Annotated in this window: 9 protein-coding genes; 8 read left to right on the plus strand and 1 reads right to left on the minus strand. The window is 67.7% G+C overall.

Features of this window, described 5'->3' with window-relative positions:
- Positions 1-20: 20 nt before the first annotated feature.
- The 3 genes from KY501_RS02210 (at position 21) to KY501_RS02225 (ending at position 3,072) form a co-directional block, all read left to right on the plus strand.
- A complete protein-coding gene (locus KY501_RS02210) occupies positions 21-1,160 on the plus strand; it encodes a tetratricopeptide repeat protein (RefSeq protein ID WP_224360716.1) in 1,140 nt (379 codons plus the stop codon).
- Positions 1,161-1,264: 104 nt separating this feature from the next.
- Positions 1,265-2,302 (plus strand): ATP-binding protein, encoded by a 1,038-nt coding sequence (locus tag KY501_RS54615; protein ID WP_507236544.1) that lies wholly within the window; start codon positions 1,265-1,267, stop codon positions 2,300-2,302.
- A 104-nt stretch (positions 2,303-2,406) separates the two neighbouring features.
- Positions 2,407-3,072: a hypothetical protein gene (locus KY501_RS02225; RefSeq protein WP_224360718.1), complete on the plus strand. Its 666-nt coding sequence runs from the start codon at positions 2,407-2,409 to the stop codon at positions 3,070-3,072.
- Between the two features lie 13 nt (positions 3,073-3,085).
- Here the strand turns inward: KY501_RS02225 and lexA are convergent, their stop codons facing one another.
- A complete protein-coding gene (gene lexA / locus KY501_RS02230; RefSeq protein WP_224360720.1) occupies positions 3,086-3,748 on the minus strand; it encodes a transcriptional repressor LexA in 663 nt (220 codons plus the stop codon).
- 206 nt (positions 3,749-3,954) lie between these two features.
- Between lexA and KY501_RS02235 the strand changes: the two genes are divergently transcribed.
- From KY501_RS02235 to KY501_RS02255, 5 genes are all read left to right on the plus strand, one after another.
- Complete coding sequence (locus tag KY501_RS02235) at positions 3,955-7,296, plus strand: response regulator (RefSeq protein WP_224360722.1); 3,342 nt, start codon at positions 3,955-3,957, stop codon at positions 7,294-7,296.
- Positions 7,293-9,131 (plus strand): sensor histidine kinase, encoded by a 1,839-nt coding sequence (locus tag KY501_RS02240; protein ID WP_224360723.1) that lies wholly within the window; start codon positions 7,293-7,295, stop codon positions 9,129-9,131. The genes KY501_RS02235 and KY501_RS02240 overlap by 4 nt, the downstream gene beginning before the upstream one ends.
- Positions 9,132-9,259: 128 nt before the next feature.
- Positions 9,260-10,150: a FecR domain-containing protein gene (locus KY501_RS02245; RefSeq protein WP_224360724.1), complete on the plus strand. Its 891-nt coding sequence runs from the start codon at positions 9,260-9,262 to the stop codon at positions 10,148-10,150.
- Positions 10,151-10,238: 88 nt separating this feature from the next.
- Positions 10,239-12,170: a hypothetical protein gene (locus KY501_RS02250; RefSeq protein ID WP_224361068.1), complete on the plus strand. Its 1,932-nt coding sequence runs from the start codon at positions 10,239-10,241 to the stop codon at positions 12,168-12,170.
- A complete protein-coding gene (locus tag KY501_RS02255; protein WP_224360725.1) occupies positions 12,167-15,850 on the plus strand; it encodes a flagellar motor protein in 3,684 nt (1,227 codons plus the stop codon). The genes KY501_RS02250 and KY501_RS02255 overlap by 4 nt, the downstream gene beginning before the upstream one ends.
- Positions 15,851-15,893: the final 43 nt, after the last annotated feature.

Genomic DNA, 15,893 nt, shown 5'->3' on the forward strand with positions numbered 1-15,893 from the left:
TGGAATCCGGAGTCTGGTCCATGCCCTTGCGCCTGCGCGCTCTCCCGCTGCTCGCCCTGCTTGCCGCCGCAGCCTGTGACGACACCCCCAAGATCAATCCCAAGGATCGGGCCGAGGGGCTCTACATCAAAGGCAACACCGAGTACCTCCACGGGGACTTCGATCAGGCGCTCGCGTCGTTCAACGAGATGAAGCAGATCGTCCCGAATGATCCGCGCCTGCCCGCCGCCGTCGGCGAGGTGTACCTCTCCATGGGCAAGTTCGACGAGGCCCTCGCCGAGTTCCAGACCGCGCTGGTCCTGGATCCCAAGCGCTCCACGACGTGGAGCCGGATCGGCTTCATCCAGGCGCAGACGGGGAAGACGGACGAGGCGCTGGCCTCGCTGCGCAAGGCCATTGGCCTCTACCCGAATGACTTCAACGCGCTGGAGCAGTTGGGAGAGATCCACTTCAAGCGCGGCGAGAAGGACGAGGCCGTCAGCCACTTCGTGCTCGCGGCCCTGGCCAGCCCGGATCGGCTCAAGCCTGACTTCGTGGTGCGCGCGGCGGAGATCCTCCAGCAGGAGAACCGCCACGCGGAGACCCTGGAGTTGCTGCTGAAGTTCGCGGGGCAGGGCGTCCGGGCGCCCGAGGTGCTCACCGCGCTGGGTGACGAGCAGGTGCGCGCCGGAAAGATGGACGATGCCGCGGCCTCCTACCGCGAAGCGGCGGGCAAGGCACCCAAGGATCCGTCTCTCTGGGAGCTCGTCGGGCGGATCTACGCCAGCCAGGGGAAACAGGCGGATGCGTTGGCTGCCTTCCGTGAGTCGCTCAAGGTGAAGGATCGGGCCATCGTCCACGTGGCGATCGCGCAGCTCTACCTGGCCCAGCAGGACCGCAAGGCCGCCGAGGAAGAGCTGGGCAAGGCGTTCGAGAGCGTGTCGGGCTCGGATGTGCGCGAGCTGCTCGAGCTCTCGGATCTGCTCGTGACGTTCGGGCGCAAGGCGGACGCGCTGAAGATCCTCGCCAACCTCGCCTCGGAGCCGGACAACGCCAAGAACGCGGAGCTGCAGCTGCGCACCGCGAAGTTGGCGCGCTCGCTCAAGGACGAAGCCACCGTCAAGGCCGCTTGCGGCCGGGTGACAGGAAACGACGGGGGCGGTGTCGCCACCTGCCCGTGAGAGGGCCCAGGCCCCGTGAGGAAGTACGCGTTTCCGGAAGGTCTTGGAACGAAACTTCCCGTTCCACCACGGATCCTCCTACACTGACCGACGTGATCGAGTCAGTGGAGATCAAGAATCTGCGCGGTGTCCGAGAGGGGGCGCTCAGCGAACTCACGGCGTTGACAGTGCTGGTAGGCCCCAACAGCAGTGGGAAGAGTACGGTGCTCGATGCTCTTCTCATCGGAGCGAGCCTTTCGCCTGGGGATGCCGTAGGTCGAGCTGTCAGCAGAAGGACCACGCGAGATGCTGACGCTCGGTGGCTGTTGTGGCGCCAGGGAAACGAAGGTTCCACTGCCTTGAGTGTGAAGGCCCACCAGGGAAAATCCTCGCGCGACAGTACCCTTTCCTGGAGCACAGAGGTTCCGAGTTCGCTGGTCGCACGCTTGCGCGAGCGTGCTCGTGAGACTCCATATTCTTGTGTTGAGACTCTCTCCAACATCGAGGATGACGTGGCTGTCGCCACATGGACGGCCTTTGCGGCTGATAACAGCTACGAGTTCAGCCAAGATCCAGACGTCATGCCCCAGGGCCTGAAGCTTGAACCTGCGGTCCGATTCCTCGACATGAGAGGGGTGGGGCTCGGAACACCGCTCGTTGATCTCTATACAGAATCGGTGACGCAGGGGCGCCGGGATGAAGTACGTGAACTCCTCAGCGTCATTGTCCCAGATCTGCGCAGCATCGAGATGCTCGTCAATCACCGCAGAGAGCCCGTACTGCACCTCGTCTTCTCGGATCACAGCGTGCCGGTCACGCTGATGGGTGATGGTGTTCGCTCGATGTTGCGACTCAGCTTGGAACTGGCCTCGAGGCGCGGAGGTATCGTGCTCATCGAGGAACCCGAGGTTCATCAACATCCGAAGGCTCTTCAACAGAGCGCCAAGGTATTACTCGCGGGTGTTCGTCGAGGGCTTCAAGTTGTGCTCGCAACCCACAGTCTGGAGTTGATTGATGCGTTGATGCTCGAATCAACCCAGGATGATCTCCATCGTTTGTCGACCTACCGGCTGAATCTGACGGATGGGGTGCTGGAGAACAGTCGGCTCGATGGGGAGCAGATGGCCTTTGCCCGTGGGCAAATCGAGGATGATCTGCGATGACACAGGAGTCGGTCATCCTCTGTGAGGGATATCACGATCGCGCGTTCTGGGACGGCTGGCTGAGATTCCTGAAGTGCAGCGTGCCTCAGGCGCCCAGCAAGGCGGTGTCGACCAAGATCATCAAGGATCCTTGGGGAAGAACCGTGAGTGGTGGTCAGTTCGGATACCATTCTTCCACGGGCAACTTCGTCCGGGTCATTCCATGCGGTGGCGAAGGCTTCATCCCGGCCGCGTTGAGAACTCGGCTGGCCGGAAGGACCACCCAGGCCGTCCGGCATCTCGTGGTCAACTATGACGCGGATGCCGACGCGAGGACCGAGCCAGACGCTAGAGCGGGAGTCGAGTCGGTACATAACTCCGTCAAGGAAATCCTGAAGGACGTTGATCCTGCCTTCACCACGAGTCCCGAAGGAGACTATCTGCTCGACGGTGGCAACACCGTGGTCTCTGTCCTCGTCTGGTGGGCACCCGATGCACAAGCGGCCGGACTGCCTTGGAAGCACACGCTGGAGCGTCTCGTGTGTGCCTCGCTCAACGCGACCTTCCCAGGAAGAGCTCAGGCCGTCGAGCAGTGGCTCCAAAGTCGCCCGGCGACTGGACCCGCAGGTCCCAAAGAATACATCTGGTCCAACATGGCGGGCTGGGCTGCGGAGAAGGGCTGCGAGGCATTCTTCTCCGCGCTTTGGAGTGACCCTCAGGTCGTCACTGAGCTTCAGTCACGGCTCGTGAAGACAGGAGCATGGCGCATCGCTGAACATGTCGCTGCATGAAGCCCGTTGGGCTTCAGACTCGCCCGCCGGGCAGCTTCCGGTACACGCCCACGACGATCCCCAACAGCATCGTCGAGCGGAAGTCCGCCTTGTTCACGTAGATGGGTGACATCGTCGCGTTCGCAGGCTGGAACCGGATCCGCTCACCCTCGGGGTAGTAGCGCTTCACCGTCGCCTCATCCTCGATGAGCGCCACGACGATGTCCCCAGGCTGCGCCGCCGGCGTCTTCCTCACGAACAGGTAGTCCCCGTCGTGGATGCCGTCCTCGATCATCGACTGCCCCTTCACCCGTAGGGCGAACACCTCGCGGCCCGCACCGCCGATGAGGAAGCTGTCGATCTTGACCGAGTCCTCCACGTTCTCCTGAGCCAGCGCCGGCGCTCCCGCCGCCACCTTGCCCAGGATCGGCACCTCCACCAGCCCCGAGTCCTTCTTCGCCCCCAACCCCAGCAGCATCCTCGCCCGCTTGGTGGGCACCAGCGAGCGGCTCTGCTGCTCGCCCCGGTTCAGGTACCCCTTGCGCTCCAGGGCCTTCAGGTGATCGTTCACACCGTTGGTCGAACGAATGTCCATCTGCTCGCCAATCTCGCGGATGGTGGGCGGGAATCCCCGCGCCTCCGTCTCCTTCACGATGAAGGTGAGAATCTCGCGCTGGCGCTCCGTCAATTCTTCCATGCCACGCTCCCTCCCTCGGACAGGGGGAGAGGAAGCGTCCCCCTGAGGGCAACAGGCTTTCAGTGTCTATGCTCCCTGAACAGGCGTGTAGAGTCAACGCTTTCAAGCGGCCAGGCGATCCGACCGTTCGGGTTGCTTCCTACCCACCAGGGAACCCGAGATATCTTGAGGTTCCGAGCTGATCTGGGCGTACAATTTCGACCGTCTTGTCCGAGCTCCGACACACCCTGCTTCTCGTCGATGACGAAGCGGACGTTCTGGACATCCTCGTCCGGATGTTCCAGCGGCAGTATCGCGTCCTCACCGCCACCTCCGGTCAGGAGGCGCTGTCGATCCTCCGGACCCAGTCCGTCGACGTCCTCATCACCGACCAGCGAATGCCCGAGATGACGGGCATCGAGCTCGTCACCGCTGCCCGAGCCGAGGGCATCGACATCACCGCGCTGTTGCTCACCGGCTACACGGATCCGGAAGACATCATCGCTGCCATCAACCAGGGCCAGGTGTACCGCTACATCACCAAGCCCTGGGACGTGAACGATCTGCTCATCACCGTGAAGAACGCGGTGGAGTACACGCAGTTGCGGCGCGACAAGGAGCGCCTGCTGCGTCAGCTCAACCAGCGCGTCGAGGCCCTCTTCGTCCTCTACGAGGTGAGCCGCGCCAGCGCCTCGGATCCTCCGAGCTACGAGGCCATCATCGACCGCGTGCTCAGCGCCGTGGCGCGCGTGCTGCCGTACGACTGCGGTGCCGCCCTGATCGCCCCGGATGATGCACGCAGCGCCATTCTCCGCCTGCGGTGCATGGGCACGGTGGGCGAGAAGGCCCTGCTGGGCGTCAAGGAGTCCATGCTCGGCGCCTACCGCCGCAGCTCCGGGCAGTTGCTGCCCGAGGATCGGCTCACCACCCGCGTCACCGGCACCATCACCCAGGACGCCAGCGCTCCGGCCGTCTACCCGAGCCAGCTCACCGTGTCCCTCGTGGCGGGTGGCAAGCCCGTGGGCATGCTGTCCCTGTTCTCCCAGAGCGCCCAGGCGTTCAGCGAGGACGACGGCGTGCTGCTGGATACGCTCGCCAACCAGACGGCGGATGCCATCCAGTCCCTGCGCACGGTGGAGGAAGAGGCCCGCCGCCGCATCGAGCGCATGGTGGAGTCCATGGCGGACGGCGTGCTGCTCACCGACGAGCAGGACGCCATCGTCGTCATCAACCCCGCGGCCCGGCGGCTTCTGCGGCTGGCCGAGGACATGGAGAACCTCACCGGGCGCATGCTGGAGCAGCGTTTGGGCTTCGAGCCCTCCGAGCTCATCCGCGGCTGGGAGTACAGCGGCTCGCAGGTGCTCAAGGAGGAAGTCGAACTCTACGAGCGCCACATCCAGTGCACCGTGACGCCCGTGAACGACGCGCGCGGCACCGTGCGCGGCGTGTGCGTGGTGCTGCGCGATGTCACCGAGCAGAAGATGCTCGAGGAGCGCAAGGACGAGTTCGTCTCCATGGTGAGCCACGAGCTGCGCACGCCGCTGACGTCGATCTCCGGCGCGCTGGACCTGGTGCTCAACGTCCTGGCCGGGCCCATCAACGAGAAGCAGCAGCGCTACCTGGCCATGGCCCGGGACTCCACGGAGAAGCTCAACGGGCTCGTGGATGATCTGCTGGACCTGGCGAAGTTCGCCAAGGGCCGGCTGCGGATGAACTTCGAGCTCACCTACTTGGACGAGCTCGTTCGCCGCGCGGTGGAGAAGTACGGGCCCGCCTTCCAGGAGCGGAAGGTGAGGGTGACCACCGCGCTGCCCCAGCACGGGCTGCGCGTGCTGGCCGATCCCAACCGCGTCAACCAGGTGCTCAACAACCTGCTCACCAACGCGGCCAAGTTCTCCCCCGAGGGTGGCGACGTGACGCTGGAGCTGCGCGCCACCTCCGCGCTGCCGGGCTTCGTGGCGCTCACGTGCTGGAACAGCGGAGATCCCATCGCCGAGGAGAACCTCGAGCGCATCTTCGACCGCTTCGAGCAGGCGCGCACCCCGTCCAACCGCACCGTGCGCGGCACCGGCCTGGGGCTCGCCATCTGTCGCCACATCGTCGAGGCCCATGGCGGCCGCATCTGGTGCGAGCCCAGCTCCCAGGGCGTGCGCTTCGTTACCGTGCTGCCCACCGAGCCTCCTCAAGAGCTGCTCAAGCCCGAGGCCGCTGAGACCACGGCCTCCACCTCGGCCCTCGCTCGGAAGCCCGAGCCGCGCGGCCGGGTGCTCGTCATCGACGGCGAGCTGGAGCTGGCCTACGTCATCAAGGGCCTGCTGCTGGGGCGTGGGTATGACGTGCGGATCGCCGGCTCGGCGGAAGAGGGCATCAGCGCCGCCCGCCGCCATCACCCGGACGCCATCCTCGTCGCCGTGCGCCTGCCGGACGTGGACGGACTGCGGCTGGCTGAGATCCTCCGGCACGATCCGGACACCCGCCGCACGCCGCTGCTGCTCAACTCCTCGTTCGATGAGCGCCAGCGCGCCTTCCGCTCGGGCGCGGATGCCTTCCTCCTGCGCCCGCTGATGGTGGACAAGCTGCTGGCCACCGTGGACTCCCTGGTCCGCGGCCGCACCGGCCAGCAGCACGGCCGCGTGCTCGTGGTGGACGACGATGCGAAGATCGGCAGCATCTGCAGCGAGGTCCTGGCCAGTCTCGGCTTCGAGGTGGCCGTGGTGGGCTCGCTGGACGAAGCCCGCCGCTCCCTGCGCGAGCGCCGGCCGGATGTCATCCTCCTGGACGTAGGCCTGCCGGATGGCGACGGCTTCGTCTTCATCGAGGAGATCAAGGCCGAGCGTGCCAGCGGCCACATCTCCGTCATCTTCCTGTCGGCCCGCGCCGAGACGGCCTCGAAGATCCGCGCGCTCAAGCTGGGTGGGGACGATTACATCACCAAGCCCTTCGACGCGCTGGAGCTGGGCGCGCGCGTGGAGAGCGTGCTGCGGCGCAAGGAGCAGGAGCTCAGCGCCTCGCCCACCACGCAGCTCCCGGGCTCCAACGCCATCGAGCGCGAGGTGCAGCGCCGGCTCATGGGGCGCAGGCCCTTCGCCTTCTGCTACCTCGATCTCGACAACCTCAAGGCCTACAACGACTACTACGGCTTCGCGAAGGCCGATGGCGTCGTCCGCCAGACGGGAGATCTGCTCCGGGAGATCTTCGCGCAGGAGGGCTCCGCCGGAGACTTCCTGGGGCACGTGGCCGGGGATGACTTCGTCTTCATCACCGCCCCGGACTCCGTGGATCGCATCTGCCAGCGGGCCATCGAGGCCTTCGATCGCATCATCCCGCTCTACTACGATCGGCAGGACCGGGAGCGGGGACACATCGAGGCGGAGGACCGGTTCGGAGAGAAGCGCAAGTTCCCCATCATGAGTGTCTCCATCGTCGCGGTGATGAGCGATGGCGTGACCCATGATCATGCCGAGCTGGCACGTCGCGCGGCGGACATGAAGAAGCGGGCGAAGGCAGTCCAGGGGTCCGTCTACCTGCGCAGTGATCGAGAGCGGGAGACCCGGACCGTCACCGGATGAAGCTCTACCAGCAGCTCATCCTCTTCATGCTCGCGGCGACCGTGTTGCCGCTGGCTATCGTCGGCTTCCTGCTCCTGTCGCGGGCCGAGGCGGAGCTGGCCAGTCGCATCGCCGTCGAGCAGCGCACCCTGGCCGCCGCCACCGCCGAGACCGTGGCCAGCACGCTCATGAAGACCGTGGACGCCATGGCCCTGGTGGCCGAGTCCATCGACTGGGAAGGCCTCAATGAGGAAGAGGCTCGAGGCGCGCTGACGCTCGTGTTCCGCCAGTCCACCGCTGTGAGCGCGGTGATGCGGCTGGACTCCGCCGGCCACCCCCTGGGGAAGCCCGTCTTCTACACCCGGGAGGAGGAGGGGCATCCCAGCTTTGATCCCGGCTCCATCGAGGTGCTCACGCGATCCGTGCCCGTCCAGCCGCTCAAGCGCGGCGAGAAGGGGGAGGCCGCCCTGGGGCGCGTGTATGCGCACTCGCGCAGTGGCAAGGCCGCCGTCGCCGTGGCCATCAAGCTGGGAGCAGGCGAGGGCGCCTCCTTCGTGCTGGCGGAGATCGTCTTCAAGGATCTGGAGGACCTCCTGGCCCGCAAGGCCCAGGACACCGGCGAGCGCGTCGAGTTGGTGGACAGCGGCGGCCGCATCCTTGCCAGCTCCGATTCCGAGCGACGGCTCGGGACCGTGGAGGATGCACTCCGAGCCCAACTGGCCGTGGAGAGCACTGAGCCGGTGCGCAGCTTCCGGGTGGGGGCTCCGCCGCTCCGGGTGAGCGCCGCGCGGGTGCCGGAGAAGCTGGACTTCGAGGTGCTGGTGGCCGTGGACGAGGCGACCGCGCTCGCCCCCGTGCGCTCCATGCGCCGCACCGTGCTGGTGTCCATCGGCGCGGCCCTGGTGGTGCTGCTGGCCCTGGGCGCCCTCTTCACCCGTCGCATCACCGCCCGGCTCTCGCTGGTGTCCTCCACCGTGGAGGCCTTCGGCCGCGGCGAGCTCGACAAGCGCGTGAAGATCGACGGGTACGATGAGATCAGCGCCCTGGCCTCCACCTTCAACCAGATGGGCGCCGAGCTGGAACAGGCTCGTGCGCGGCTGCTGCGCTGGAACGACGATCTGCGCGCCAAGGTCGACGAGGCCATGGCCGAATTGAAGGCCGCCCAGGCCCAGCTGCTCGAGGCCCAGAAGCTGGCCGCCGTGGGACAGCTTGGCGCCGGCGTGGCCCATGAGCTCAACAACCCCCTGGCCGGCATCCTCGGCTACGTGCAGCTCATGCTCATGAGCCGCAGCGAGACCGATGACGATCTCGACACGCTGCGCAAGATCGAGCAGAGCGCCAAGCGCTGCAAGGAGATCACCCAGAACCTGCTGCGCTTCTCCCAGCAGCGCGCCCGCGCGGACCTGCGCTCGGTGGACCTCAACGCCGTCATCCGCGACGCGCTCAGCCTCACCGAACTCCAGATGAAGTCCGAGGGCATCACCCTCAAGCTGGAGCTGGCCGAGCCCCAGGTTCGCGTGCTGGCCGATCCCGGCCACGCCTCGCAGGTGCTGCTGGCCCTGGTGTCCAACTCGCGCACCGCCATGCTCAAGACGGGCACCAAGGTGCTCACCCTTCGCACCGGCGAACGCGAGGGCCGCGGCTTCCTCGAAGTCGAGGACACCGGAAAGGGCATCCTCCCCGAGCACCGCACCCGCGTCTTCGAGCCCTTCTTCACCACCAAGGATGTGTGGTCGAATGTGGGGCTCGGACTGTCGGTGGCCTACCGCATCGTCAGCGAGGCGGGAGGGACGATCGAGATGCGCAGCGAGGTGGGCAAGGGATCGTGCTTCACCGTGTGGTTGATGAAGGCGTGAGCGCTTCGTCGGTTGTGCGATAGCCTTCCCCGAGCATGGCTGAAACGTCACCCCCCAGGCGCCAGGCGCCTTTCATTCTCAGCCTGATCCTGATCCTCGCGGCTCTACCGCTGGGGTATTTCCTTTTCTTGCGTCAGCCGCCCGCACCGCCGCCTCCTCCGCCCGCGCCACTCCCGCCTCCTGTCGAGGTGAAGGCTCCGGAGAAGCCGGTGAAGATGGAGCTCAGCGAGGTGACGGGCACCGTCGAGGTGCGGCGCGAGGGCGGCAACTGGGAGCTGGCCAAGCCCGGCGAGTCCCTGCACTCGTCGGATGCGGTGCGCACCAAGGACGGTTCGTACGCCGTGCTCATCGGCGGCGAGGCCGTGGTCATCAACATGGATCCCGGCACCGAGGTGTCCGTCCAGGAGCTGTCGTCCGAGGTGTCTCGGATCCTGCTCGAGAGCGGCATGGCGACGACCACCGTCCGCCCGGGCAAACGGCACACCATCGAGGTGAAGGCCGCAGGCAGTGACGCGGTGGCGCGCTCCACCGAGGGTACCTTCACCATGAGCAATGACGGCGCCGGCACCGTGGCCGTCGGCACGCGCCAGGGCGAGGTGTCGTTCCTCGGTAACGGCAAGGTCGTCATCGTCCGCGCCGGGCAGCAGTCGGTGATCCGCCCGGGCACCGTAGGCCCCTCCGAGCCCACGCACATTCCCTCCAGCCTGCTGCGCAAGGTGCAGTGGCCCAACGGCAGGCAGAACAAGCGCGAAGTCACAGTCCAGGGCGAGGCCGAGCCCGGTAGCCGGCTGGAGATCGCCGGCCAGAGCTTCTCTCCGGGCAAGGACGGGACGTTCACCCGCACCGTCTCCCTCAAGGAAGGGGAGAACGAGGTGAAGCTCAAGGCCTCCTCGGTGGGCGGACACAAGGAAGAGTCCAGCCAGAAGATCACCGTGGATACCAAGCCTCCGAAGCTGAAGATCAAGACCCCCTGGCAGGACTCAGGGGGTCAGGGCACACCCGCTCAAGGTCAGGAGTAGGTCCCCCCTCCGATAAGATTTCAGGGAACCTGGAGAGCCTTGTAGAGTCAGGGCCCATCTGAACCGGCTCGCTCTCATCCTGCTTCTGCTGCTCCCGTCGGCAGCGCTGGCGGATACGCTCGACATCCTCGGGCCTTCCGAAGCCGTGCCGCCGGAGAGCTTTTCCGTTGCGCTCGTGCGCCGCGATGGGTCGGGTCGTCCCTTGGCTCCCGAGTCCCCCACGTTGTCCGCCGAAGGCGCCGACGTACGGGCCGGAGCGCCTCAGCCTCCGCTGAGCACCTTCCTCGTCATTCCCAAGCCCGGGGCTCGGACCGTGGTGCTGAGGGCGCAAGCGGGCTCGCTGCAGGCGGAGGCCCGGTACGCGGTGGGGCCTCCGGCCTCCCGGGTGACGCTCGCGCTGGAGCCTCCCGAGCCCGTGAAGGGACGCGACACCGAGGCTGCGCTCACCGTCCAATTGCTGCGGCCGGATGGCACTCCGGATGACTCGGGCTCGCCGCCCGTGGTGCGGGTGAACGTCGGCCGTGTGGAGGCGCTGACCCGCTCCGGGCCGGGCACGTATCGGGCCCGTTACGTACTGCCCACCACGACCTATCCCGAGGTGGCCATCCTCGTGGCGCTCTCGGCGTGGCCGCATCCCCAGTCCATCTACGGCGCGTACGGGAAGATGCTCGTGCCCCTGGCGGCCGCGGTAGAGCTGCCGGGCGAGACGGAGCCCAACTCGCAGATCTCCATCACCATCGCCGGGCAGACGTATGGCCCCACGCAGTCGGGCAGTGATGGCAGCTTCCGCCTGCCCGTCGTCGTAGCGCCCGGACATCCCTTCGGGCAGGGGCGGGTGGTGGACCGGGCGGGTAACGTCGAGCGCAAGCCCATCAACCTGGGGTTGCCTCCCACGGACGGCCTGGCTTGCGTCTTCAACCCGCCCCGGCTGCCCGCGGATGGAGTGGCACGCGCTCGGATGCTGTGCGCGGCCAGCGATCCCCTGGGCCGGCCCGTGCCGGACGCACGGGTCACCGCGAAGGCGCGTTCCGGCACGCTCGTGGGGCCTCAGCGCGCGGAGGGCGGTCTGCTCGAGTGGATCTACACCGCCCCTCGGGAGCTGCCTTCCCAGCCCGATCAGATCCAGGCGGCCTGGCCTCAAGGAGGAAAGAACTCGCGCGAGGCGCTGTCGCTCCAACTCGTTCAGGGGCCCGTGGCGAAGGTCTCCGCGGCGCTGGATGATACAGAGGTTCATGCCGGGGGCTCGGTGGGAGTCTCCGTGACGGTGGAGGATGCCTTTGGCCGGCCCAGACCCGGGGCGAAGGCCGCGGTGTCGTCCGGCGCTCCGCTCGTCGAGGAGCGCCCTGCCTTCTTCCGCACCACGTGGACGCTGCCCGCGGAGCAGGACCGCTCTCCGCAGGATGCGGGTTCCCAGGCGGATGGCTCCGAGGCTCAGGCGAAGCTCCAGGTCTCCGCGTTCGGTCCGACGGGGACCGAGCCCGCGCGCATCACCGCATGGCAGCGGGACTCGCAGCTCTATGTCGGAGTGTCGGATCTGGCGGGCCTGCCGATTCCGGCCCAGCCGTTGACGATCAACGGCAAGCAGGAGGTCACCGGCGCGGATGGGACGTTGCGGCTGGATGCCAGCAACGGCTCGGGCCGGATCGAGGTGGTTCACGGTGTCTGGTCCGGCCTGCGCAAGGTCATCCACCTCGTGGCGCCGCAGCTGATCTACCCGCTGGATCCTCCGTTGGTACCGGCTCCGGTGCAGTTGGAGGTCCAGGTCTTCCCGTTCATCCCCGTGAACGTGCGGCTCCAGGTGGAGGGGACCCGGGTGACCTACTGGGTCGAGGATCTCCAGGGCCGTGTTCTCCCGGATCGCCCGGTTCATGTGGCGCTCTCCTCGGGACACCAGGAGGCGGTCGAGACGCGTGACGGACGGACCCGCTTCACCGTCGTGGGTGCACAGCCTGGCCGGGCGAGCGTGTCCGTGGCGGACGCGCAGACCGGAGTGACGGCAGCCGCCGAGGTGAAGCCTTGAGGATCTCGGCTCTCATTCTCGCGGCCTTGCTCGTTCCCTGGGCCGTCCACGCGCAGCAGTCCGCGGAGGATCCTCCCGCCCTATCAGCCACCATCGCGGGCCGGGTGTGCGAGGATCGGAATGGGGATGGGCTCTGCTCACCGGATGAGCCCGGCATCAAGAACGTGAGGCTCGTCCTCGCCACGGGGAGCGAGGTGCGCACCGACGAGCACGGGCGCTACCACCTCACGGGCGTGGACTCGCGGACTCCGGATGCCACGGGAGGACTCCATCTGCGCCCTGGCCGTCACCGCCTGCGGGTGGATCCTCGCACGCTGCCGCCTTACGGGCAGGTGAATCCCAAGGCCGCCACCGTGGAGGTGTCCTGGGCGGCTGTGGTCCTCCAGGACTTCGCGGTTCGCATCCCCGAGGCGGCTTCCTCGCCTGTTCTGCCGAGCGCGCCTTCGCAGGCGGCTCCCGAGGCGGAGGTGCAGGGCGCGAGCGTCGCCTTCTCCGTCTCGGGGCAGGCCTCGCCCGGAGACACCGTGCAGGTCGAGGGCGCCGAGGCCCAGGTGGATGCCGCGGGCGTCTATCGCGCGTCCGTGCTGCTCCATCCGGGGGCGCAGGAACTCCACATCGTCGCGAGTTCCCCCGCTGGCCGGGTGCGCTTCTTCACCCAGCGGATCGACGTGATGCGCAGGAAGGAGAGCTGGCTCATCGCTCCCCGCGCCATCCAGTTGCTGGGCTCCGTGCAGCTTCCTGGAAGGCGAGGGGAGGCCGTGCCCAGCGGTGCGGCCCTGCTGCGAATCGAGGTCCCTCGGGAGACGGTGGCGACGGTGGGTGAGCGCACCATTCGCGTCGGGCCCGAGGCCCCCGCCGATCTGTCCGTCACGCTCGAGCCGGGGCGCAACGCGATTGATGTGAAGCTGTCGGGCGTGGCGCTGAAGTTGGAGATCCTCGCCGAGGCGCGGCCCTTCGTGGTGGGGTTGCTGGATCTGGAGGGGGCGTACTCGCTGGGAGATGGGGCCTTCCAGCTCCACGGGCGGGGCGCGGCCCACGGCGAGGTGCGGCTGGGCGCACTTCGGCTCCTGGGCGAGGTGGATCTGCGCGATACGGATCTGCGGACGCTGCCGCATGAAGAGGCGTCGGCCTGGCTTCGCCCGCGCCTGCCCGAGCGCTTCGAGCGGAGTCTGGATCCAGAGCGTGCCATCAACGAGTGGGGAGATGACTCCGTCACGTTGACTCCCAATGCGGCCCAGGGCCGGCTGCGCCTGTCGGCCGAGCATGACCGGTACGGGCGCGCGGGGCTCGGGACGTACCGCGCTCTGTGGGATGAGGGGGAGATCGGCCGCTACCACCAGCCGATCTTCGGACCCTTCCTGGAGCTGCAGAGCAAGCCTGGCGTTGGTCGCTACGGTGACTGGTGGACTGACCCGGCGATCGCGGAATCTGCACCGCCCAACCCCTTCCGAGTGGGCGTGAACGCCTTCGCCGGGAGCCTCACGGATCCGGTCCGTGGCGTGTCCACGCGGCCGGCCCATGAGGAGCTGCGGAGCACGGGCGGCAGCCTCTACTTCCTGGGCGTTTCCGCCATCGTGGAGGGCTCCGAGTCGCTGCGCGTCGAACTGCGGAACTCGTTTACGGGGGCTCCGCTCGCCGACCAGCGCCTGGTGCGCGGCCAGGACTACGAGATCGATTACATCTCCGGGCGCATCCTCCTGGCGCGCCCGCTGTCGTTCCTCACGGGCTCCCAGTGGTCGCCCGATCTTCCCGCGACGCCACAGCCCTCGCTCGCTGGAGATGCGCTGATCTCAGCGCCGGAGCAGGTGCTGGTGGCGGACTACGCCGTGGCCGAGCTCGCCGGTTCCCATGACACGGTGGGAGGTGAGGCCTGGGCGGAGTGGCATGACCTGCGCGGTGTGCTCTCCGGAGCGCGGGAGAGTCGTGGGACGGACACCTACCAGCTCCTGGCTGGACGGGGACAGGGACAGCTCCTCGGCTATCGCTGGGAGGCCGAGGTGGCTCGCAGCTCCGGGCTGGCCATTGGCTCGCGGGGATTCGGCGTCTCGGATGATGGCGGGTTCTCGTTCCTGCGGCCTTCGCTGGGCTTGGGGACGGAGGGGAACGCTGTCGGCCTCCGGCTTCACGGCGACGGGCCCTTCCGCATGCCTGTGGACGTCTCGTACCGGTGGCGGGAGCGGGGGTACTCCGACAGCGCGCATACGGAGTCCGCGTTCTACCGGCAGTTCTCCCTTCGGGCCCAGAAGTGGGTGGGGCCTGTGGAGTTGTCGCTGCTGGGGGATGACCTCCGGTCGGCCGATCCCCGTGAGCCGTTCTCCTCGAGTTCCATCGCCGCGCGGACGCTCGGCGCGGGAGTGGAGTACTGGCTCCGAGGGGGCCAAGGCAATCTGCGGGACTGGCGCTTCCGCCTCTCCGTGAGGGACGCCTGGCTGCGAGCCTCCGAGGTGGCGGGGGAGGGGCCCGTTCTGGAAGGAGGCAGGATCTCGGCGGAGCTTCAGGCGTCCGTGCTCAATCTGAGCCCCTATGTGAAGCTCACCGCGGGACACCGTCAGGCGCTCGCGCTTCGCGGCGAGGGCCCGGGCCGCGTGAACGACTCGTTCAGTTGGTTGGGCGTGGACGTGCCCGTGGGAGCAGACTCCACCTTGGGCCTGCGCGGCGGCTGGGGACCGGATCTGGGGCCCCGCGTCTGGGCGAACGCTTCCGTGCGCCGCGGGCCCGAGACCTACTACGGCGGCTACTCGGTGGATGTGGATGGGCCAGACTTTGGCGCGGGCCGCGCGATGATGGGCGCCCGGATCGACGCCGGCGACCGGACGAGTGTCTTCACCGAGGAAGTCGCCGTACAGAACGCGAACGAGGTGCGCCTCGGGCGGGCGGTGGGCCTCCAGAAGACGCTCTTCGATGGGCTGGAGGTGGGGGCGCGCTACGAGCGGGGAGTGCGCAACCCGCTGGAGCTCCTGTCCTCGCTGAAGCGCGACAGTGGAGGCCTGTTCGGTCAGCTCGTGCTGGAGCGTCTGCGCGTGAGCGCACGGGCGGAGCTGCGGAAGGAGAGCGGCGTTCCCGTGCGCGGAGACCCGACCCCCGTGGACCGGTTGCAGGCGGTGGTGACGCTGGCCTCCGAGGCCGCGTTGCGCGAGGACCTGAGCCTGTCGGGGCGCTTGAACTTCGCCCGGACCGTGAACACCGAGAAGCTGGAGGAGCGGTTGCTCGAGGGCTCGGCGGGCGTGGCCTGGCGTCCGGGCCCGTTTCTCCTCGTGGCGCGCTACAGTGTCACCCGCGAGCTGCTGCCGGGCACTCGAGCGGCATTTGGCGATCGGGCGCTTCAGACCTTCTCGCTGCTGCCAGCGGTCCGCCTGGGCGATCGGCTGGCGGTGGCGGCGGGGGCGCACCTGGGGCGCTCGGGCCTGGGAGGGGAGGGAACGTGGACGGGGACCTTCACGCTTCGGCCCTCGGTGAGGGTGGTCGGGGGTCTGGAAACCGCGGTGGAGGTCGCACGCCGCACCTCCGCTCGCGAGGGCGAGTCGTTGAGTTCGGTGCGCGGGGAAGTGGGGTACCGGGTGGACGAAGGGGTACGGTTCGCCGCAGGCTACACGGTGTTGGGGTTCAGTGGGCTGGGGCTGTCTGGAGAGACGACAGATGATTCAGACCGGCTCTACCTTCGCGCGGAGGTGGCCTATTAGATGGGGTCCACGGCTGCGGCTCGCCCTGGTTGCCAGCGTATTG

Origin of the sequence: Hyalangium versicolor, from assembly GCF_020103695.1 — a bacterium.
GTDB lineage: Bacteria > Myxococcota > Myxococcia > Myxococcales > Myxococcaceae > Hyalangium > Hyalangium versicolor.

Excerpts from the sequence above, each read along its gene's own strand:
- KY501_RS02240 (WP_224360723.1), top strand. The coding sequence starts at position 7,293 with ATGAAGCTCTACCAGCAGCTCATCCTCTTCATGCTCGCGGCGACCGTG.
- KY501_RS02210 (WP_224360716.1), top strand. The coding sequence starts at position 21 with ATGCCCTTGCGCCTGCGCGCTCTCCCGCTGCTCGCCCTGCTTGCCGCC.
- lexA (WP_224360720.1), bottom strand. The coding sequence starts at position 3,748 with ATGGAAGAATTGACGGAGCGCCAGCGCGAGATTCTCACCTTCATCGTG.